The organism is Streptomyces sp. NPDC037126, from assembly GCF_055605965.1.
Genome location: NZ_JBVJTD010000001.1, coordinates 568,948 through 589,839 on the forward strand (window position 1 = coordinate 568,948; position 20,892 = coordinate 589,839).

At 72.3% G+C, this 20,892-nt stretch carries 17 protein-coding genes; 4 read left to right on the forward strand and 13 right to left on the reverse strand.

All coding sequences use genetic code 11. The annotated features are described in order from the left end of the window. Nucleotides 1–91 precede the first annotated feature (91 nt). Entirely contained in the window at nt 92–5,497 is a 5,406-nt protein-coding gene (gene pulA / locus ACZ7FF_RS02600) for a pullulanase-type alpha-1,6-glucosidase (RefSeq protein ID WP_470808832.1), read from the forward strand. Between the two features lie 32 nt (nt 5,498–5,529). Beyond that, nucleotides 5,530–5,892, forward strand: a complete 363-nt coding sequence (locus tag ACZ7FF_RS02605) for a 5-carboxymethyl-2-hydroxymuconate Delta-isomerase (RefSeq protein ID WP_470808833.1) — start codon at nt 5,530–5,532, stop codon at nt 5,890–5,892. Between the two features lie 72 nt (nt 5,893–5,964). Here the strand turns inward: ACZ7FF_RS02605 and ACZ7FF_RS02610 are convergent, their stop codons facing one another. The 4 genes from ACZ7FF_RS02610 to ACZ7FF_RS02625 all read right to left on the reverse strand — a co-directional run bounded on the left by ACZ7FF_RS02610 (nt 5,965) and on the right by ACZ7FF_RS02625 (nt 10,665). After that, nucleotides 5,965–6,654 carry a TetR/AcrR family transcriptional regulator gene (locus ACZ7FF_RS02610; protein WP_470808835.1) on the reverse strand — a complete coding sequence of 230 codons (690 nt, stop codon included), beginning with the start codon at nt 6,652–6,654 and terminating at the stop codon, nt 5,965–5,967. 68 nt (nt 6,655–6,722) lie between these two features. After that, complete coding sequence (locus ACZ7FF_RS02615; RefSeq protein WP_470808837.1) at nt 6,723–7,772, reverse strand: PDR/VanB family oxidoreductase; 1,050 nt, start codon at nt 7,770–7,772, stop codon at nt 6,723–6,725. Then, entirely contained in the window at nt 7,772–8,668 is an 897-nt protein-coding gene (locus ACZ7FF_RS02620) for a metal-dependent hydrolase (protein ID WP_470808839.1), read from the reverse strand. Before ACZ7FF_RS02620 ends, ACZ7FF_RS02615 begins: the two co-directional genes overlap by 1 nt. A gap of 86 nt (nt 8,669–8,754) precedes the next feature. Then, nucleotides 8,755–10,665 carry a hypothetical protein gene (locus ACZ7FF_RS02625; protein WP_470808840.1) on the reverse strand — a complete coding sequence of 637 codons (1,911 nt, stop codon included), beginning with the start codon at nt 10,663–10,665 and terminating at the stop codon, nt 8,755–8,757. Between the two features lie 212 nt (nt 10,666–10,877). On the opposite strand from ACZ7FF_RS02625, the gene ACZ7FF_RS02630 reads away from it, so the two are divergent. Continuing rightward, entirely contained in the window at nt 10,878–11,270 is a 393-nt protein-coding gene (locus tag ACZ7FF_RS02630; protein WP_470808842.1) for a hypothetical protein, read from the forward strand. An 89-nt stretch (nt 11,271–11,359) separates the two neighbouring features. On the opposite strand, the gene ACZ7FF_RS02635 is transcribed toward ACZ7FF_RS02630, so the two are convergent. From ACZ7FF_RS02635 to ACZ7FF_RS02665, 7 genes are all read right to left on the reverse strand, one after another. Beyond that, nucleotides 11,360–12,910: a DUF1996 domain-containing protein gene (locus ACZ7FF_RS02635; RefSeq protein ID WP_470808844.1), complete on the reverse strand. Its 1,551-nt coding sequence runs from the start codon at nt 12,908–12,910 to the stop codon at nt 11,360–11,362. A 175-nt stretch (nt 12,911–13,085) separates the two neighbouring features. Next, on the reverse strand, nt 13,086–13,739 hold the full coding sequence (locus ACZ7FF_RS02640) for a LuxR C-terminal-related transcriptional regulator (RefSeq protein WP_470808845.1): 654 nt from the start codon (nt 13,737–13,739) through the stop codon (nt 13,086–13,088). After that, nucleotides 13,724–15,001, reverse strand: a complete 1,278-nt coding sequence (locus ACZ7FF_RS02645) for a sensor histidine kinase (protein ID WP_470808847.1) — start codon at nt 14,999–15,001, stop codon at nt 13,724–13,726. The genes ACZ7FF_RS02640 and ACZ7FF_RS02645 overlap by 16 nt, the downstream gene beginning before the upstream one ends. A 53-nt stretch (nt 15,002–15,054) precedes the next feature. After that, nucleotides 15,055–16,080 carry an NAD-dependent epimerase/dehydratase family protein gene (locus ACZ7FF_RS02650; protein WP_470808849.1) on the reverse strand — a complete coding sequence of 342 codons (1,026 nt, stop codon included), beginning with the start codon at nt 16,078–16,080 and terminating at the stop codon, nt 15,055–15,057. A gap of 62 nt (nt 16,081–16,142) precedes the next feature. Next, nucleotides 16,143–16,703: a winged helix-turn-helix domain-containing protein gene (locus ACZ7FF_RS02655; protein ID WP_470808851.1), complete on the reverse strand. Its 561-nt coding sequence runs from the start codon at nt 16,701–16,703 to the stop codon at nt 16,143–16,145. A 381-nt stretch (nt 16,704–17,084) separates the two neighbouring features. After that, nucleotides 17,085–18,116 carry a glutamine synthetase gene (gene glnII / locus ACZ7FF_RS02660; protein WP_470808853.1) on the reverse strand — a complete coding sequence of 344 codons (1,032 nt, stop codon included), beginning with the start codon at nt 18,114–18,116 and terminating at the stop codon, nt 17,085–17,087. Nucleotides 18,117–18,268: 152 nt separating this feature from the next. Then, nucleotides 18,269–18,739, reverse strand: a complete 471-nt coding sequence (locus ACZ7FF_RS02665) for a MarR family winged helix-turn-helix transcriptional regulator (protein ID WP_470808855.1) — start codon at nt 18,737–18,739, stop codon at nt 18,269–18,271. Between the two features lie 68 nt (nt 18,740–18,807). Here ACZ7FF_RS02665 and ACZ7FF_RS02670 point away from each other — a divergent pair, with 68 nt between their 5' ends. Continuing rightward, a complete protein-coding gene (locus ACZ7FF_RS02670; protein WP_470808857.1) occupies nt 18,808–19,659 on the forward strand; it encodes an alpha/beta fold hydrolase in 852 nt (283 codons plus the stop codon). Between the two features lie 3 nt (nt 19,660–19,662). Here ACZ7FF_RS02670 and ACZ7FF_RS02675 read toward each other — a convergent pair whose 3' ends face one another. Further along, on the reverse strand, nt 19,663–20,385 hold the full coding sequence (locus ACZ7FF_RS02675; RefSeq protein ID WP_470808859.1) for an RlpA-like double-psi beta-barrel domain-containing protein: 723 nt from the start codon (nt 20,383–20,385) through the stop codon (nt 19,663–19,665). Nucleotides 20,386–20,504: 119 nt separating this feature from the next. Beyond that, nucleotides 20,505–20,873: an arsenate reductase family protein gene (locus ACZ7FF_RS02680; RefSeq protein WP_470808861.1), complete on the reverse strand. Its 369-nt coding sequence runs from the start codon at nt 20,871–20,873 to the stop codon at nt 20,505–20,507. Between the last annotated feature and the right edge of the window lie 19 nt (nt 20,874–20,892).

The window sequence follows — 20,892 nt, forward strand, 5'->3', positions numbered from 1 at the left end:
GTTTCAAGACTCTTGCTGCAACCCTTTCGGCAGCGGTACGGTCGCGCGGGGTCGGACCCAAGAGAGCCGTATTCGCTAGGAGTTACCGCCTGTGATACCGAGATGGCCGGCGCCCCCGACGCGCCGTACTCCCCAGCGCAGAAGGGCCGCGGCCGTCGCCGTCGCAGCCCTCGCCGCCGCGTTGATCCAGCCTCTGGCCGCCCACGCGGCCACCCCGCCCGCACCCCCCTCGGACGCGGCCCTCGCCGCCCAGCCCGCCCGGCACGACGACACCCGCGAGCAGTTCTACTTCGTCATGCCGGACCGCTTCGCCAACGGGGACAGGTCCAACGACAGGGGCGGGCTCACCGGATCCCGGCTCAGCACCGGCTACGACCCCACCGACAAGGGCTTCTACCAGGGCGGCGACCTCAAGGGCCTGACGAAGAAGCTGGACTACATCAAGGGCCTCGGCACCACCGCCATCTGGATGGCGCCGATCTTCAAGAACCGCCCGGTGCAGGGCACGGGCAGCAACGCCTCGGCCGGGTACCACGGCTACTGGATCACCGACTTCACCCAGGTCGACCCGCACTTCGGCACCAACCAGGACCTGAAGACCCTCATCTCCAAGGCGCACGCCAAGGGCATGAAGGTCTTCTTCGACGTCATCACCAACCACACCGCCGACGTCGTCGACTACAAGGAGAAGGCGTACGACTACCTCTCCAAGGGCGCCTTCCCCTACCTGACCAAGGACGGGCGGCCGTTCGACGACGCCGACTACGCGGACGGCGGCAGGAAGTTCCCGGCCGTCTCCAGCGCCTCCTTCCCGCGCACCCCCGAGGTCACGAGCGACAGCAAGGTCCCGGCCTGGCTCAACGACCCGACGATGTACCACAACCGGGGCGACTCCACGTTCGCCGGCGAGTCCGCGACCTACGGCGACTTCTCCGGCCTCGACGACCTGTGGACCGAACGGCCCGAGGTCGTGCGGGGCATGGAGAAGATCTACGAGCGGTGGGTGCGGGACTTCGCCGTCGACGGCTTCCGGATCGACACCGTCAAGAACGTCGACATGGGCTTCTGGACCCAGTGGGCGACCGCGCTGGACGGATACGCGGCCGCGCACGGGCGGAAGAACTTCTTCATGTTCGGCGAGACCTACGACACCGACACCTCGGTCACGTCCCCGTACGTCACCCAGGGCCGCCTCGACGCCACCCTCGACTTCCCCTTCCAGGACGCGGCGCGCTCCTACGCCTCCCAGGGCGGCAGCGCCCAGAAGCTCGCGGGCGTCTTCGGTGACGACTACAAGTACACGACCGACAAGGCCAACGCGTACGAGCAGGTCACCTTCCTCGGCAACCACGACATGGGCCGCATCGGGTACTTCCTGAAGCAGGACAACCCGAAGGCGACGGACGCCGAGATCCTCGCCAAGGACAAGCTCGCCAACGAGCTGATGTTCCTCAGCCGCGGCAACCCGGTGGTCTACTACGGCGACGAGCAGGGCTTCACCGGCTCCGGCGGCGACAAGGACGCCCGCCAGACCATGTTCGCCTCCAAGGTCGCCGACTACCTGGACGACGACGAGATCGGCACCGACCGCACCCACGCCAGCGACTCCTACGACACGAAGGCACCGCTGTACCGGGACATCGCCGCCCTCTCCCGGCTCCGCAAGGCCAACCCGGCCCTGACCGACGGGGTGCAGACCGAGCGCTACGCGGCCGACGGCGCCGGGATCTACGCCTTCACCCGCACGGACGCCAGGACCGGCCAGGAGTACGTCGTCGCCCTCAACAACGCGGGCGACACGAAGACGGCGGACTTCGCCACCGGCTCCGCGGGGATGTCGTACCGGGGGATCTACGGGGCCACGGACACCGTGAAGTCCGACGGCGACCGCAAGGTCACCGTCACCGTCCCGGCCGGCTCCGCCGTCGTCTACAAGGCCGCCGGCGCCCTCGCCGAGCCGGCCGCGGGGCCGACGGTCACCCTGCGGGCCCCGGCCGCCGGCGCCACCGGCACCGTGGACCTCACCGCCGGCGTCGACGGCGGGCAGCTGAACCGCGTCGTCTTCGCCGCCCAGGTCGGCGACGGGAAGTGGCAGGTCCTCGGCTCCGCCGACCACGCCCCGTACAAGGTCACCCAGACCATCGGCAAGAAGGTCCCCGCCGGCACCGCCCTGCGGTACAAGGCCGTCGTGGTCGACACGGCCGGGCACACCGCGAGCGCCACGGCGAGCAGCACCACCGGTACCCCGCCCGCGCCCGCGGCCCCCACGGCCTCCTCCCGGGACTACGCGGTCGTCCACTACAAGCGCGCCGACGGCGACTACGCCGACTGGGGCCTGTACGCCTGGGGCGACATCGCCGACGGCGAGGCCACGAACTGGCCCGCCAGCCACCCCTTCACGGGCCGGGACGCCTATGGCGCCTTCGCCTACGTCAAGCTCAAGCCGGGCGCCTCGAACGTCGGGTTCCTGGTCATCGACAAGGACGGGAACAAGGACGTCTCCGCCGACCGGAGCATCGACGTCACGAAGACGGGTGAGGTCTGGATCGAGCAGGGCAAGGCCGACGTGCTGACCCAGCGGCCCGACTACCCGCCGCAGGACACCACCAAGGCGGTCATCCACTACCACCGCGCCGACGGCGACTACGACGGCTGGGGACTGCACGTCTGGACGGGCGCCGCGAACCCCACCGACTGGTCGAACCCGCTGAAGCCGGTGAAGACTGATGCCTATGGCGCGGTCTTCGAGGTACCGCTCACCGAGGGTGCCACCAGCCTCAGCTACATCATCCACAAGGGCGACGAGAAGGACCTCGCCACCGACCAGTCCCTGGACCTCAAGTCCGACGGCCACGAGGTGTGGCTGTTGAACGGCCAGGAGAAGTACCTGCTGCCGCAGCCCGCGGGCAGCGCCGCGGCCCTCGACCTGACCACGTCCAAGGCGGTCTGGATCGACCGGGACACCGTCGCCTGGCACGGCGCGGACGGCGCCGTCTCCACCCAGCTGCTCTACTCCCACGACGGTTCCATCGCCGTCAAGGACTCCACGCTGACCAGCGACGACGAGCGCTGGATCCGGCTGTCCAGGACCAGCCTCACCGACGCCCAGAAGGCGAAGTTCCCCTACCTGAAGGACTACACCGCCTGGTCCGTGGACCCGCGGGACCGGGGACGGGTGCGCGAGGCCCTGACCGGCCAGCTGGTCGCCTCCCAGCGCACCGCGGGCGGCGCGGTGCTCGCCGCGACCGGGGTGCAGACCGCGGGCGTCCTCGACGACCTGTACCCGGGCGCGACGAAGGCCGCCCTCGGGCCGGTCTTCCACGGCGGGAGGCCCACCCTCTCCGTGTGGGCGCCCACCGCGCAGAGCGTCCGCCTGGAACTGGCCGGCTCCACCGTGCCCATGCACCGCGACGACAGCACCGGCGTCTGGTCCGTGACCGGCCCGGCGTCCTGGAAGGGCAAGTCCTACCGGTACGTCGTGAAGGTCTGGGCACCCAGCGTCCGCAAGATGGTCACCAACAAGGTCACCGACCCCTACTCGGTCGCGCTCACCGCGAACTCCGAGCGCAGCCTCGTCGCCGACCTGGACGACCGGTCGCTGGCGCCCAGCGGCTGGTCGGCGCTGCGCAAGCCCAAGGCGGTACCGCTGCGGGACGCGCAGATCCAGGAGCTGCACATCCGGGACTTCTCGGTCGCCGACAAGACCGTCCCGGCCGGGGACCAGGGCACCTACCTGGCGTTCACCGACAAGAACAGCGACGGCTCGAAGCACCTGCGCCGGCTGGCGAAGTCGGGCACGTCGTACGTGCACCTGCTGCCCGCCTTCGACATCGCCACCATCCCGGAGAAGAAGGCCGACCAGGCGACCCCCGGCTGCGACCTCGCCTCCTACGCGGCCGACTCCGACCAGCAGCAGGCGTGCGTGGCGAAGACCGCCGCCAAGGACGCCTACAACTGGGGCTACGACCCGTACCACTACACGGTCCCCGAGGGCTCGTACGCCACCGACCCGGACGGCACCGCGCGTACCGTCCAGTTCCGCAGGATGGTGCAGTCGCTCAACCAGGACGGCCTCAGGGTCGTCATGGACGTCGTCTACAACCACACGGCGGCCAGCGGCCAGGCGGACACCTCCGTCCTGGACCGGATCGTGCCCGGCTACTACCAGCGGCTCCTCGCCGACGGAAGCGTCGCGAACAGCACCTGCTGCGCCAACACCGCGCCGGAGAACGCGATGATGGGCAAGCTGGTCGTGGACTCCATCGTCACCTGGGCGAAGGAGTACAAGGTCGACGGGTTCCGCTTCGACCTCATGGGCCACCACCCGAAGGCCAACATCCTCGCCGTCCGCAAGGCGCTGGACGCGCTGACGCTGGAGAAGGACGGCGTCGACGGCAAGAAGATCATCCTCTACGGAGAGGGCTGGAACTTCGGCGAGGTCGCGAACGACGCCCGGTTCGTGCAGGCCACGCAGGCCAACATGGCCGGCACCGGCATCGCCACCTTCTCCGACCGGGCCCGTGACGCGGTGCGCGGCGGCAGCCCCTTCGACTCGGACCCCGGCGTCCAGGGCTTCGCGTCCGGTCTGTACACCGACCCCAACGGGTCGGCGGCCAACGGCACCCCGGCGGAGCAGAAGGCCCGTCTGCTGCACTACCAGGACCTCATCAAGGTCGGGCTGAGCGGCAACCTCGCCAAGTACCGCTTCACGGACACGGACGGCAAGGAGGTCACCGGCGCCGAGGTGGACTACAACGGCTCGCCCGCCGGGTACGCGGACGCGCCGGGTGACGCGCTCGCCTATGTGGACGCGCACGACAACGAGTCGCTGTTCGACGCGCTGACCTACAAGCTGCCCGCCTCGACGAGCGCCGCCGACCGGGCCCGGATGCAGGTCCTGGCGATGGCCACGGCCGCCCTCTCGCAGGGCCCGTCGCTGTCCCAGGCGGGCACCGACCTGCTGCGCTCGAAGTCCCTGGACCGCAACTCCTTCGACAGCGGTGACTGGTTCAACGCCATCCACTGGAACTGCGCCGACGGCAACGGCTTCGGGCGGGGACTGCCCATGGCGGCCGACAACCAGTCCAAGTGGGAGTACGCCAAGCCGCTGCTGACCACGGTGAAGGTGGGCTGCCCGCAGATCACCGGCACCTCGGACGCCTACCAGGACCTGCTGAGGATCCGTACGACGGAGAAGGCGTTCTCGCTCGGTACGGCCGCGCAGGTGCAGGACCGGATGTCCTTCCCGCTCTCCGGCAAGGACGAGACGCCCGGCGTCATCACCATGAGGCTCGGGGACCTGGTCGTCGTCTTCAACGCCACCCCGCAGCGGCAGGAGCAGAAGATCGCCGCTCTCGCCGGGGCGCACTACCGGCTGCACCCCGCGCAGGCGTCCGGCGCCGACCCGGTGGTGAAGACCTCCTCCTACGCGGCCGACTCGGGCACGTTCACCGTCCCGGCGCGGACCGTGGCGGTGTTCACCGGGGCGGCGAAGTAGGGTCGGGCCGTCACCGTGGAACAGGAGTGCTCATGCCGCAGATCACCGTCGACCACAGCGACGCCTGGGAGGAGGCCTTCGAGGCGGAGGACTTCGCCCGGGCGCTGCACGAGGCGGTCGTCGAGATCGCGGCGGCCAGGCCCGAGTCCTGCAAGACGGTGTTCCGGGAGGGGTTCGCGGCGTACGGGTACGAGGGGATCGAGGGGCGGCGGCACGCCGTCGTGCACGTGACCGTCGGTCTCCTCGCCGGACGCAGCGAGGAGACCAAGGCGAAGCTCACGGAGACCGTGCTGGAGCTGTTGGAGCGGCATGTGTCCCCCGAGGAGGGGGTCACCCTGCACGCCTCCGCCGAGGTCCGCGACCTCGACCCGTCGTACCGGAAGTTCGACCGGTGACGGCCCGCTAGGGCCTGTCCGACAATCCCGTCCGCCGCGCGTCGGGCGACGACGCGCATGGTCAGACAGGCCCTAGGAACCGAGGGAGATCAGCCGGCCGACGAGCTCCGCGAAGGGGCCGTCGGCCGGCTCGCCCTTGACCATGGTGCGCAGCAGCACGGCCATGTCCTGGTCGTAGGCGGCGCTGACGGCGGCCAGCGCGGCGAAGTCGTGCACGAGCTGCAGTTCCAGCTCGGCGCGCGGGACGCGCCGGCCGTCCAGCCAGATCAGGGCCGTGGACTCGGCGAGCGAGATCCAGGAGCGGACGACCAGTTCCAGCCGGGCGGGCGCCTCGGTGACACCCAGGTGCTTCAGCATCTGGTCGTAGGCGGCCTGCCGCACGGAGTCGATGAGCGCGTTCGTCGTCGAGGAGCCGACGGCCGGGCCGCCCCGCATCAGCGCCGAGAAGCCGGGCCCGTGCTCGTCCACGAAGTCGAAGTAGCGGCGCATCACGCGCAGCAGCCGGGCGCCGAGCGGCCCCTCGTGGGGCTCGGCGAACCGGCCCGCCAGATCCTCCGAGGCACGCTTCAACGCCGCTTCGTACAGGCTGTGCTTGCCGGGGAAGTAGTGGTATACGAGCGGGCGCGAAATGCCCGCGGCCGACGCTATCTCGTCGATGGAGACCTCGTCGGGCGAACGTCGGCTGAACAGTTCGAGGGCGACGCCGATCAGCTGCTGCCGCCGCTCCTCGACGCCCATCCTGCGGCGAACCCCGGTACTCATGCGAACACCTTACCGATCGAATCCGGCCGCCAACGGCTCGGACCCGCACCGGCGTTTACACCGTTCCGTCACAGGTCGAGCACGAGACGTTCACCTCTGGCCCGGGATACACAGATCAGCATCGAGTCGGCACGCTCCGCATCCGTCAGCAGCTCGTCCCGGTGGTCCACCTCGCCTTCCAGCACCCGCTGCCGGCACGTGCCGCAGAAGCCCTGCTCGCAGGAGTAGACGGTGTCCGGGAGCTCCCGGCGCACGGCCGCCAGCACGGTGGAGCCGGCCGGCACGGCCACCGTCCGTCCGCTGCGCCGCAGTTCCAGCTCGAACCCGGTGCCGTCGCCCGCGGACGCGCGGGGCGCGAACCGCTCCAGGTGCAGCGCGGCCCCCTCGGGCAGCCGGGCCTCGACGGCCGCCGTCAGGCCCTCGGGGCCGCAGCAGTACACGGCCGTCCCGGCCGGCAGCTCCGCGAACAGGGCGTCCAGGTCCGGCCGCCCGTCCTCGTCCTCGGCGACGAGCGTCAGCCGGTCCCCGGCCAGCCCCCGCACCTCCTCCAGGAAGGGCATCGAGGCCCGTGTTCGGCCGCAGTACAGCAGCCGCCACTCGGCGCCGTCCGGCAGGGCCCGCAGCATGGGCAGGACCGGGGTGATGCCGATGCCGCCCGCGACGAAGACGTACGACGGCGCCCCGGTCAGGGGGAAGCGGTTCCGCGGACCGCGGACCTCCAGCTCCATGCCCTCCACGAGCTGCTCGTGCACCTCCCGCGAGCCGCCCCGCCCGTCCTCGACCAGCCGTGCGGCGACCGTGTACGACGAGGTGTCCTCCGGGTCGCCGCACAGCGAGTACTGCCGCACGAGGCCCGAGGGCAGCACCAGGTCCAGATGCGCGCCGGGCTCCCAGCGGGGCAGCCCCCGCCCCTCCAGGCGCAGTTGCACGACGCCGTCCGCGATCGTCTCGTGCGCGGCGAGCAGCAGCCGCCGGGCCCGCGAGCGCGGCCGGCCGGACAGGGGCGGGTCCAGGGCGGGCAACGGCCACAGCGGCGACGCCTGGACACGGCGGCGCAGGGCCCTGCGGGTGAGCAGGGCGGCGCCCGCGACGAGCGCGACGGTCCGCAGCCCCGGCATCACGACACCGCCTTCTCGGCGGCCAGCGCGGCGGGGGAGGAGGCCAGGTAGGCGACGGCCTGCGCGGTGGAGCCCTCCTGCGAGGGGTGGTAGCCGCGGCTGAGGTAGCGCGGGATGGACCTGAGCATGGCACCGGTCGTGGGCAGGGTGCCGCGCCGGCCGCTGAGGCGGAACTCCCTGAAGGAGGCCTTGGCGTCCACGAGTGTCGGGTCGTTCTCCATGAAGAACCGCGTCCCGCGCTGCCACAGGAACACCAGGGCCGAGAAGGCCAGGGCCCAGGTGCGCGCCCGGCGCCGGTAGCCGCCGTCGACGTGCAGGAAGAGGTCGAAGGCGACCGAGCGGTGCTCGACCTCCTCGGCGCCGTGCCAGCGCAGCAGGTCCAGCATGGTGGGGTCGGCGCCGCGCCGGTCCAGCTCGGCCGCGTTGAGCACCCAGTCGCCGAGGAAGGCGGTGTAGTGCTCGATGGCCGCGATCAGCGCGACCCGCTCCAGCAGCCACCAGCGGCGGGCCCGGCCCGGTGGCAGCGTGCGGTCGCCGAGCAGCTTCTCGAAGAACCAGTCGACCTGCGCGGTGTACGGCGTCGGGTCGAGCCCCAGCTCGCGCAGGTGCGGCAGCACCTCGTCGTGGGCCTGGGAGTGCATGGCCTCCTGCCCGATGAACCCGATGACGTCCTCGCGGAGCCGGTCGTCCCGGATCAGCGGCAGCGCCTGCTTGTACACGTGCACGAACCACCGCTCCCCGGCCGGCAGCAGCAGGTGCAGCACGTTGATCGTGTGCGTGGTGAACGGGTCGCCGGGCACCCAGTGCAGCGGTGTGTCCTCCCACGAGAAGGACACGTTGCGGGCCTTGAGAGCCACGTGCCCGGACTCCACCGGCCGGGCCTGCGTGTTAGACATGGCGTCAATGTACTGATGGGTAGGGCGTCTGAGAACCCCTGCGGAAGGTCTTGTTTACGCGGATGTCAACAAGCCTCGTGCCCCGCCTACCGCAGCGCGCCGATCGTCCGCCCGCCGGCCAGCGCGGCCTTCAGGTCCGCCTGCGCCCCCTGCTTGGCCCGGGCCACCAGCAGCGGCCCCCGCCCGGCGGCGACGACCCCACCCGTCGCCCGGATCGACGTCGTGCCCTCGCTGCCTGCGGCGAGCAGGTACCAGTGCCCGCCGTGGGACTTCCACAGCACCCCGGCCAGCACGTGCGGGTCGCGCGGACCGCACGCGGGAACGTCCGTGGCCTTCGCCGCGACCGCCCCGTACGGCCCGCCGGGGGTGCGGAACTGCGCCAGCGCGGCCGTGCCGTCGCCGCGCCAGGTCTCGGCCCGGGTGCACACCCACTCGCCCGCCCCGCTGCCGTCCGGCAGCGGCTGCTGGGCGTAGGCCCAGGCGTTGACGCTCCTGACGCCCGCCGAGCGCTCGGCCGTCAGCGAGCAGGCGAACGGCGCCCAGGCCCGCAGCCCCCCGGCGTCCGCGGCCTCGCCCGGCGAGCCGGGACGGCCGGCGGTGAGGTGGGCCGGGACCAGTTCGCCGAGGTCCGTGGACAGCTCGGTGCCGGAGGCGGCGGTCAGCTGGAGCACGGTCCACGAGGTGCAGGTGCCCGGCCGCAGCGCGGGGCTGGCCAGCGGGGCGGTGACCCCGTCGGTCACGGTCAGCGGTGTCGCGGCCGCGGTCGGCTTCATCAGGTCCCGCGCCGCCGCCTTCTTCACCCAGGGGGCGGTCAGATAGCGGACGTTGCCGTCGGCGCGGCCCAGCACCAGCGCGCTCGCCTCGGCGCCGGTCGCGCCGTCGGCCCGGGCGAAGTCCAGGGCCGCACCCTGGGTGCCGTCCCTCGGCTCGGCGTAGCGGGCGATGCGCAGGCCGTCGTAGAGGATCACCACACGTGCGTTGTCGACCTCGCCCGCGTACAGCAGCTGGGGCGGGCCGGCCGGGCCGCCGGTCTGGGTGCCGGGGGTGGCCGAGACCCGGACGGACCCCCCGGGCCGGGCCCACGCGGCCAGGGCGCGCCGCAGCAGCGCCTGGTCGCCGGTGAGCGGGCCACGCGCGGGCCACACGGAGAAGTCGGTGCGGGCCGAGGACTCCCAGGCGGCGGGTGAGACGCGGATCAGCCTGGCGGGGTCCAGGGCGGCCGCGGCGGCCGGGTTCCCGGTGGAGGTGGGCGCGGCGGCGCCGTCCGGGCCCCAGCCGCCGCCCGGCAGGGCGACCAGCGTCCCGCACACCACGAGGGCGGCCGCGGCGGCGAGGACGGCCTTGGTGTGCTGCCTGCGGCGCATCAGGTCGGTGGGCCGGACCTGGAGCGAGCAGGCGTCGAACTCGGGCGAGGAGAGCAGGCCCGGCTGCGCGGGCACGCCGTTCGCCGAGGCCAGCGCGCCGCCCGGGTCGCCGACCCCGGCGGCCTTGAGGATCTTGCGGACTTCGGCGTCGGGCAGCTTCTCCAGGCCGCGCAGCACATAGGCGGCGCGGGCCGGTCCGGAGAGGGTGGACAGCCGCTGGTCCAGGGCGAGTTCGTCGGCGCCGCCCGAGCGCGGGAACAGCCGCAGCCCCCACACCTGGGGCAGCAGCGGCGGCAGCTGCGAGAGCCGGGGCAGGCCCCGGCGCGGGCGCGCGGCCTCCAGGGCCGTGCGCAGCACCCGCTCGCGGAGGTAGGCGTACCCGGGGTCGCGCTCCCTGCCCGAGGACTGGGCCGGGATCACGGACGTCCGCTTGCCGCCCCGCGGCAGGGCGCGCTGGGCGAGGGCGTGTGCGGTCAGCACCCGGCGGCCGCGGCCGAGGCCCGGCGGCAGGACGAGGTAGGCGATCCGGACCAGCCGTGGGTAGTGCTCGACGAGCGAGGCCTCGGCCTGCTCGACGTCGACCGGTCCGTCGGAGGCGGGTGCGTGACGCTGGGCTACATCCTGTGACTGCACATCCTGGAGAACGAGCGACCCCTTGGTTGGTCACCGTCAAACGGCGGGCTCGTGCCTCCCGATCGGCAAGGGCGCACGCGTAGTTGGCCGTCCACGCAGGGCTTCCCCCGCACCCGCGTGCACCATCGGTCACCGGATTTGAGCGCTCCGCGCGCGGGAGCCGTATCCGAGGGAGCTGAGGCATGCTCGGCCCACCAGGACCGGAGGAACAGATGAGGTTGACCAAGGCGGTGCTCTGCGCCACAGCCGTACTGACGCTGGCGGGGTGCGGCTCCGGCGGGGACGCCAAGGCGGTGCCGCCCGCCGCGACCGGCAGCCTGGAGAGTCTCGCCGCCCAGGTGAAGTGCAAGCCCGACATGCAGACCGACGCCGACGAGATCCGCCAGGCCATCTGCGACAACCACGACGGCAAGTTCATCCTCGCCACCTTCGCCACCGACCGCGGCCAGCGCGAGTGGATCAACGACGCGAAGGACTACGGCGGTTACTACCTCGTGGGCCGCAAGTGGGTCGCCGTCGGCGCCGACGGGGTCGTCAAGGCGCTGCGCGGCACCCTCGGCGGGGACGTGGAGATCGGCACCGACCACTCCGCGCACACCGGCTGAGCGGTCCGCGCGCACGGCGAAGGCCGGTGACGGGAGGGGGTTCCGTCACCGGCCTTCTGTCTGCGGCGGTTCAGTGGATCACGGGGTGATCACGCGCAGTTCTGACCGCGGTTGATGCAGTTGGCGATCCGGTTGGCCAGGCCGCCGGTCGTGACGCTGATGAAGTCGTCGTGGTCGGTGATGGCCTTGTGCAGCTCCTCGGGGAAGCCGTCGACCGCGTAGGCGTTCTTCACCGTGCCGTCCGCCTGGACGACGGGCTGCGGCACGTTGTAGACGAGGCGCATCGTCAGCTGCGGGATCGCCTTGAAACCGTTCGGGCAGACACCGCTCGCGGGATCGGGGAAGGCCACGTGCGTGCGGTGGTTGGCGCTGTCGATGTTCTGCCCGTCCCAGCAGCTCTGGAAGGCGAACGAGCGCACCACGTTGCTGCCCTGCGGACAGATCGGGTACTTGTCCGTCAGCTGCACCCTGTTCTCGAAGCCGGTGCAGCTCCAGTGCGCGTTGGCGTTGGCCGGCCCGTTGACGAAGGCCTTGGCGTCACCGGTGATGATCCGCAGGAACTGCGGCATCGCGACGACCTGGCTGGCCGGGCTACCGACGTACTTGATCTGCGCCTGCTGGGCCACCAGGATCTTGCCGACGTTGAGGTCCTTGCCACCGCCGTCCGCGTTCGCGTCCTTCTCCTGGGTGCCGTCCTGCTCGCGGATGACCGGCCAGTAGTACGCCGAGAGGTCGTTGCGGTTCTGGCAGCTGGTACCGCCCTGCAGGAAGGTCTGGTTGCTGGCGAACGCGTCGATCTTCTGGTTGCCGACGTAGTCGTGCACGTGGTGGGCGCCGTTGGTCACACCGGGCGCGACGATCACGTTGTCGCTGTTGTGGACCTGGTTCGCGTTCACACCGCAGCGCGTGGTGAACGTGCCCGTCGAGGCGCTGCCGGTCCTGTTGGGCTTGGACAGGACGTTGGGCGCGACCTTCGTGATGTCCACGAAGTCCGCCGCGGACGGGCCGTCACCGCCCTGGCCGCCGTTGTTGCCCTGCTGCTGACCACCCTGCTGCTGACCGCCGTTGCTCGGCTGACCGCCGTTGGTCGGCTGGCCGCCCTGCTGCTGGCCGCCGGTGTTCTGCTGCTGGCCACCGCTGTTCCCCCCAGCGGTGGTCTGGTTGGCGGACTGCGTCGTACAGGCGGCGAGCTGCTTCAGCGAGTTGTCGAAGGACCCGCCGACGCGCTGGATGTCGATCCTGATCCGGTCGATCGTCGCCGCCCGCTTGGCCTTCAGCGGCCCGACGATCGCGTTCTGCACGAAGTTCGGGTCGTTCGCCTGCGACTGCCGGGTGGAGGCGAGCCGGGTGTAGGCGTCGGTGATCTGCTTGTCGAGGTTCGACAGCTCCCTGGCCACCCCCCAGCGGGCCCTCCTCGGCACGTTGGTCAGCTTCTGCTGGACGTCGGGGCAGGAGATGGTCGCGACCTGCGCCGTCGCGGCCTTCGTCTGGTTGCCTCCCCACGTCTGGTTGTTCGACTCGTGCGCCGAGGCGTAGAAGTTCGCCCAGATCAGCCCGCCCCCACCGAGCGCTAGGGCCGCCGATGCGGCTATGGCCTTGGCGGCCAGCGGCGTACGGCGTTTTCGTGTGTTGCGTCCCATGGAACTCCTCTGACTTCCTTGCGGGGCAGCATCGAGGCGCCCGACAGGAGTGAAGCGGCGCCCTTCCATACGCACGCCGCACCAGGGGTGTTCAGCGGTCTCACGAATTCATCACAGGATCGCCCCGCCCCAAGGGCCTCAACCGTCCTCTGAGCAGCGGAAGTTCGGAAAAAAATCAACGCTCTCGGTCGAGGTGGGCGAGCACCGCCAGAACGCGCCGGTTGTCATCGTCCGACACTTCCAGTCCCAGTTTGCCGAAGATGTTGGAGGTGTGCTTGGCGATGGCCCGTTCCGTCACCACGAGCTGGGCCGCGATGCCCGCGTTCGAACGGCCCTGCGCCATCAGCTCCAGCACCTCCCGCTCGCGCGGGGTGAGATTGCCCAGCGGCCGGTCGCCGGCCGCCCCGCGGGACAGCAGCTGCTGGATCACCTGGGGGTCCATCGCCGTGCCGCCCGCCGCCACCCGGCGCACGGCGTCCACGAACTGCTCCGCGTCGAACACCCGGTCCTTCAGCAGATAGCCGACCCCGCCCGCGCCGTCGGCGAGCAGCTCGCGCGCGTACAGCTGCTCCACGTGCTGGGAGAGGACCAGCACCGGCAGCCCGGGCCGCGCCCGCCGGGCCGCGAGCGCGCACTGCAGACCCTCGTCGGTGTGCGTGGGCGGCAGGCGTACGTCCACCACGGCCACGTCCGGCGCCGACTCGGCCAGTGCCCGGGTGAGTTCGGGCCCCGACTCGACGGCGGCGGCGATCTCGAAGCCGTAGGCCTCCAGCATCCGGACCAGCCCGTCGCGCAGCAGGAAGAGGTCTTCGGCTAGGACAACGCGCACGGGATCTCCATGGTCACCAGGGTGGGACCGCCCGCGGGGCTGCTGACGGCCAGGACGCCGTCGAACGTACCGAGCCGCCGCTCGATCCCGGCGAGCCCCGAGCCGGCCCCGGCCACGGCGCCGCCCCGGCCGTTGTCGGTGACCGACATCCGCAGCATCCCGCCCTCGTGGTGCAGGTCGACCCAGATCCGTTCGGCGCCCGAGTGCTTGACGGCGTTGGTGAGCACCTCGCTGACCGCGAAGTACGCGGCCGACTCCACCGGCGCCTGCGCCCGGCCGGACAGCTCCACGGTGACCTCGGCGGGCAGCGGCATCCGCAGCGCCAGCGCCCTGACGGCGTCGCCGAGTCCGCGTTCGGCCAGCACCGGCGGATGGATGCCCCGGACCAGGTCGCGCAGTTCCTCCAGGGCCTCCACGGAGTTCCGGCGGGCCTGGGACAGGAGCCGCTTCGCCTGCTGCGGGTCCCTGTCGAGCAGCATCTCGATCGTGCCGAGGTCCATGCCCATCGCGACCAGCCGGGCCTGGGCGCCGTCGTGCAGGTCCCGTTCGATGCGGCGCAGTTCGGCGGCCGAGGTGTCCACGGCGTCCCGGCGGGTCTCGGTCAGCACCCGGACGCGCTCGGCGAGTTCGCCCCGCCCCGCGCCGAGGACGGCCCCGGTGAGCCGGAAGTGCGCGGCCAGCAGGCGCGGAGCGAAGCGCCAGGCGGCGACGAGGAGCACGGCGCCGAGCGCGCCGGCACCGAGGGCCGACGCCTGGCCGGTGACCGGGACGAACGCGTACCAGTACGTGTCGCCCGGGCCGCGCACGTACGCCCGCCACAGCCCGGCCGCCAGCAGGAACCCCTCGACCGGGAAGAACACCACGACGGCCGGCAGCAGCGCGGTGAGGAAGCCCGCCGTGACGTCCACCGGCAGCCACCGCACGTCCCGCAGGGTCTGCGGGTCGCGCAGCATCGCGAAGGTGCGGGTCCAGGGGTTGGCGCCCGCGGGCAGCGGCCGGTAGGCGGACCGGATCCGCACCCCGCACCACCGCGCCGCGAGCCCCCTGCGCGTGTCCGCCAGCGCCCGCACACCGGTCAGCACCCACGGCGTGGTGACGAGCCCGACGCCGACCGGGACGAGCGCGACGGACACGAGGGTCAGGGCGAGGAACGCCACCCCGAAGGGCAGCACCACCAACGCCAGCACCAGCCCCCGTACGAAGGCCAGCAGCGCCTCCCGTGCCCACGCCCGTACCGGGCCGCTCTTCATGTCCGTGTTCATGACCGCCAGTCTCGCCGAGTCCCGGTCGCCGGGTCACTGGCCCGGGCCCCCGTTCAGGGGGTGGTGCCAGGTACACCCCCGGCCGCGGCCAGCACCTTCGCCTCCAGCGCGGGGTCGAGGCCGGGCGGCGTCCGGTCCGGCCGCCGCGGTGCCGCTCCGCCGATCGCCGTGAGCCAGCGCCAGGTGTCCTCGACCGTCTCGCCCACCGGCCGGCACCGCAGCCCCGTCGCCACCGCCCGCGACACGTCCGCCCGGTGGGCTGCGTCGTACAACTCGCCGCCCGGCGGCGCCCACACCGGCAGCTGGGTCCACGGCTCGATCCCGGCGGCGAGGATCGCCTCGGGGTCGGTCCAGCGCAGCTCGGCGTGCCCGCCGGTGACGTCGGCGCAGGCCTCCAGCAGCTCGCCCATGGTGGTGTGGCCGGGCGGACCGACCAGGTTGTACGGCCCGCTCGACGCCCGCTCCACCGCGCCGAGGACCCACTCGGCGAGGTCGCGCGCATCGATGTACTGGAGCGGCAGTTCACGTGGCCCGGGGGCCAGGACCGGGCCACCCCGGGCGATCCGGGTCAGCCACCAGGGCAGCCGGCCGACGTTCTCGTACGGGCCGAGGATCAGCCCGGCCCGCACGAGCAGCGAGTCCCCGGCGCCGAAGGCCTCCACGGCGGCCAGCTCGCCGCCCCGCTTGTCCCGGGCGTAGTCGGTCTGTCCGGCACCGGCCGACGCGCCCTCGACCAGCGGGCCGTCCTCGCCGACCCCGGACGGCCAGGGCCAGGCGTACACGGAACGGCTGGAGACGTACACGTACCGCCCGGCGCGGCCCCGCAGCAGCCGAGCCGCCTCCTGGACCGCGCGGGGGGCGGCCGACCAGGTGTCCACCACGGCGTCCCAGGTCCCCGCGTCCCGCGCGAGCGCGGCCAGACCGTCCGGGGCGGTGCGGTCGCCGCGCAACGCCCTCGCCCCGGCGGGGGGCCGGTGCCGTCCCCGGTTGAGGACGGTCACCTCCCAGCCGCGCCCGAGCGCGGCCTCCACCACGGCCCGCCCCACGAACTCCGTACCGCCCAGCGCCAGAAGTCTCATGCCGGCCAGCCTGCCCGCTTTCGGCGCGGTCCGGTACGGGACTCTGCCGAGGGCAGAGCGGGTCAGCGGCCGGCGGGCGGGGCGTACTTGTAGCCGACCCGGCGCACCGTCTGGATCGTCTGGCGGTGCCGCGCGCCCAGTTTGCGGCGCAGCCGGGCGATGTGCACGTCGACGGTGCGGCCGTCGCCGACGTGGCCGTACCCCCACACCGTGGTGACCAGCTGGTCGCGGGTGTGGACCCGGTTCGGGTGCGCCACGAGATGCGCGAGCAGCTCGAACTCCAGGTAGGTCAGGTCGAGTTCGCTGCCCTCGACGCTCGCGGTGCGCTGCACCGGGTCGATGCTGACGAGGGCGTCTTTGGGCGCCGGGGCCGGGGCCTGCTCCGGCACGGCGACCGGCAGGAACGGCGGGTGCTGGTCCGCCGGGACGAGCACCAGGTAGCCGACCATCGGCGGCTGTCCGGGCAGGGCGGGCAGGGTGTGCTGCGGCGCGGGCAGCCAGGTGGCGCCCGGCGGCAGGAAGTCCGCGACGTCCACCACCTCGTCCCGGTCGACGGCGCGCAGCCGGTGCCGGACGGGGGCGGTGAGCGTGGGGGCGGGGGAGAGGGAACGAGTGGTCGCCATGAGAGGTCAGCTCTTTCGCGCGAGGAGTTCGTCGGAAGGTGCGGCGGCCGCGATTCGTGGTCGGGCGCGCCGGAGGACGTACGTCGTTCCGCGCTGGCCGAAGGCCGGGGTGTACGGCTTTAGAGGGCCCGCGCGTTCGCCGCGCGGCAACACACCCGGTCGAAGTCGTGGTGCTGACGGGAGGGCCAGAAGGGCTCGAGGTCATGGCGACCCGTCGCGGTGGTCTTCCGGAAGCTGGCCATGCGCCCATTGAAGCAGACGGGGGCCGCCCGCAGGAGCCCTCTCTCACTGCTTGGACGGTGTTCGCCCGGACCGGCGGCCCGGGCACACGCGAAGGGGGCGCCCGCCGAGTGGCGGACGCCCCCTGTCGGGTGGGGGGAATCAGGCCTGGCCGGCCTTCTCCAGCGCGGAGCAGCAGGTGTCCACCAGGAGGCGGGTCACCACGTACGGGTCGACGTTGGCGTTCGGGCGGCGGTCCTCGATGTAGCCCTTGCCGTCCTTCTCGACCTGCCACGGGATGCGGACCGAGGCGCCGCGGTCGGAGACACCGTAGGAGTACTCGTCCCAGGGGGCGGTCTCGTGCAGACCGGTCAGCCGCTCGTCGATGCCCGCGCCGTAGTTCTTCACGTGGTCCAGCGGCTTGGAGCCCTCGCCGAGCGACTCGCAGGCGGTGATGATCGCGTCGTAACCCTCGCGCATCGCGCGGGTGGAGAAGTTGGTGTGCGCGCCGGCGCCGTTCCAGTCGCCCTTGACCGGCTTGGGGTCGAGGGTCGCGGAGACGCCGAAGTCCTCGGCGGTGCGGTACAGCAGCCAGCGGGCCACCCACAGCTGGTCGGAGACCTCCAGCGGGGCGAGCGGGCCGACCTGGAACTCCCACTGGCCGGGCATGACCTCGGCGTTGATGCCGGAGATGCCGAGGCCCGCCTTCAGGCAGTTGTCCAGGTGGGCCTCGACGACGTCCCGGCCGAAGATCTCGTCGGCGCCGACACCGCAGTAGTAGCCGCCCTGGGGGGCCGGGAAGCCGTTCTCGGGGAAGCCGAGCGGACGGGTGCCCTCGAAGAACGTGTACTCCTGCTCGATGCCGAAGATCGGCTCCTGGCCGGCGAACCGCTCGGCCACCTCGGCCAGCGCGGCACGCGTGTTGGACCGGTGCGGGGTCATGTCGATGTCGAGGACCTCGCACAGCACCAGGATGTCGTCGCCGCCGCGGATCGGGTCCGGGCAGGTGAAGACCGGCTTGAGCACGCGGTCCGAGGCGTGGCCCTCGGCCTGGTTGGTGGAGGAGCCGTCGAAGCCCCAGATCGGGAGCGCGTCGAGGCCGGCCGGGGGACCCGTGATGATCTTCGTCTTGGAACGCAGCTTGGCGGTCGGCGCGGTGCCGTCGATCCAGATGTACTCAGCCTTGAAGGCCACGGGGCCACATCCTTCGGGGTGGGTCGGGCGCACCCGGGGGTGCTGCGGCGCTGCGGCACGGGGGCGCCGCTCGATCTGCCGCGCAGCCTGTCAACAGGCGGTTTCCCGGTCATTGCTCGAATGTGAACCCCGTGTTACCTGGCGTTCGTGTGTCACGACTCACGTGGCGGGGCCGATCGCGGGCCGGGCTGTCGCGCCGCGGCCTCGCGCACCCCGTCGAGGAAGTCCCGGATCGCGGCCCGCTGGTGGTCGTCGTAACCGCGCAGCAGTTCCACCGAGCGCTCGATCAGCGGCCCGAAGAAGGCCCACCCGAGTTCCACGGCGCCCTCCTCCACCGCGACCACGACCCTGCGCCGATCGGTCGTGCCGCGCTCGCGGCGCACATGGCCGGCCCGCTCCAGCCGGTCGAGCAGCGCCGTCGTACCCGCCGAGTTGAGGCCCAGCGCGGCCCCGAGCCGTCCGGCGGTCAGCTCCTCGCCCGCGCGCCGAGCGTCCATGAGCGCGATCAGGGCGCGCACGTCCGTCGCGTGCATCCCGTGGCGGTCCGCGAACCGGGCGCTGTGCAGGCCGAGTTCGACGGTGGCCGCGCGCAGCAGATGGACGATCTCCAGTTCGGGCTGCATCCGAGGCCTCCGGGGCTATCATCTCGTTCGGCGAACATCTCGCTCAACGAGATGATAGGAGGCGACACGTGACCGGATTCGACCGCGGCGCCTTCCGGATCGCGTACGACCGGGTGCTGGCGAAGTGGCCCGCGGACCGTGAGGCGCTGACCGTGCGCACCCCGTTCGGCGACACCCGCGTCAACGCCTGCGGGCCGCGCGACGCGCCCCCGCTGCTCCTGCTGCCGGGCGGCGGCGGTGCGACCTCCGCCTCCTGGTACGCCCAGGCCGGCGAACTGGCCCGGATCCGCCGGGTCTACGCGGCCGACCTGTTCGGCGCCGCCGGCCTGAGCGCCCCGGCCGCCGACCGTCACCCCCGTACGGTCGCCGACCTGGTCCGCTGGCTGGACGCCCTGCTGGACGGGCTGGGCGCCGACCGCGCCGATGTGGGCGGGCACTCCTACGGCGGCTGGATCGCCCTGCAGTACGCCCTGGGCGCCCCCGCGCGGGTGCGCCGCCTGTTCCTCCTGGACCCGACCCTGTGCTTCGCCGGGTACAAGGCGGCGTACCTGCTCCACGCCCTGCCGATGCTGCTGCGGCCCTCGCCCCGCAGGGTGCGTGCCTTCCTGGAGTGGGAGACCGGAGGATCCCCGGACCCTGGCTGGCTGCGGCTCCAGGAGGCCGCCGCCGGTTTTCCCGCCGCGCGGCCGGTGACCGGCCCGCGCCCGGCGCCGGACGCGCTGCGCGCGCTCGGCGTGCCGGTCCTGCTGCTCGTGGCCGCGAACAGCAGGACCCACGACCCGACGGCGGTGGCGGCCGGGGCCGGTGCCACGCTGCCGCGCGTGCAGACCGCCGTACTGCCCGGCGTCTCGCACCACGCGCTGCCGCAGGCGGCACCGTCGGCCCTGGCCGCCCGGCTCACGGGCTTCCTGTCGGCCTGAGTCTCACCCCACCTTCTCGATCACCGCGTGCCGGATGAGGAACTTGCCGGGCTCCCGCACCTGTTCGAAGGCCGCGTTGTTCAGCAGGACGCAACTGCCGGACACCGAGGTCACCTTCACCGTGGTGGACTTGTTGTTGTCCAGGTTGGTGACCTTCAGGGTGGTGCCCGCCGGGAACTGGCTGCTGGACGCGGCCGGGGCGCCGGCCTCGCCGGACAGGGTCACGGTGGAGCCCTTGCAGACCTGCTGGCCGGAGGCGGCACCGCCGGCGGCGGACTGCGAGGGCTGCGCGCCCTGCTGCCCCGCGCCCTGCTGTCCCGCCTGCTGGCCGTTCTGCTGGCCCGCGCCCTGCTGTCCCGCCTGCTGGCCGTTCTGCGCCTGCTGTCCGGACTGGGAGCCCTGAGCCGACTCCCCAACCGTGCAGCCCGCGGCCTTCTGCTGGACCTCGATCTGCTTCAGGACCGCCTGGCGGTTGGCGATCCGGGCGGCGGACTGGGAGTCCGGGTGCGCCCGCTGGTCCGCGATGAAGCTGTCGTTGTTTCCGTGGGCGGTGGCGAGTCCCTGGCAGACGGTCGAGTCCGCGGCGGACAGGGTCTTCGCCTGCTGCGCGGGCTGGGCGGCGTTGGACGTGGTCGCGAGCGCGAAGGCCCCGCCGCCCGCCACCGCCGCGGCACTGACGAGCAGCGCGACCTTCTTCTTCGTGCCGAGAGTTCTCCTGCGCGACATCCGCGCCTCCTGAAGAGGTAGGGGAGCGTACGCCGCTATGTACGAGATACCGAACGGGGTTGCTCAGCGGTCGCCGAAGTCAGCCAAGTAACCTGCGTCACACAGGAGTTGATCTTCGTTCAGCTCTTGTTGTGGGAGATGGCCTCCCGTACGGCCTCCTCGCTGCGGGCGACCAGGGCGGTGCCGTCGTCGGCGGTGATGATCGGGCGCTGGATGAGCTTGGGGTGCTCGGCGAGCGCCCTGATCCAGCGGTCGCGCGTACTCGCGTCCCGGGCCCACTCCTTGAGCCCCAGCTCCCCTGCGGCCGCCTCCTGGGTCCGGGTGACGTCCCACGGCTCGAGGTCCAGCCGTTCGAGCACCGCCCTGATCTCGTCCTCGCTCGGCACGTCCTCCAGGTAGCGCCGCACGGTGTAGTCGGCGCCCTCGGCGTCGAGCAGGCTGATCGCGCTGCGGCACTTGGAGCAGGCCGGATTGATCCAGATTTCCATGCGCCACACGGTACGCGAA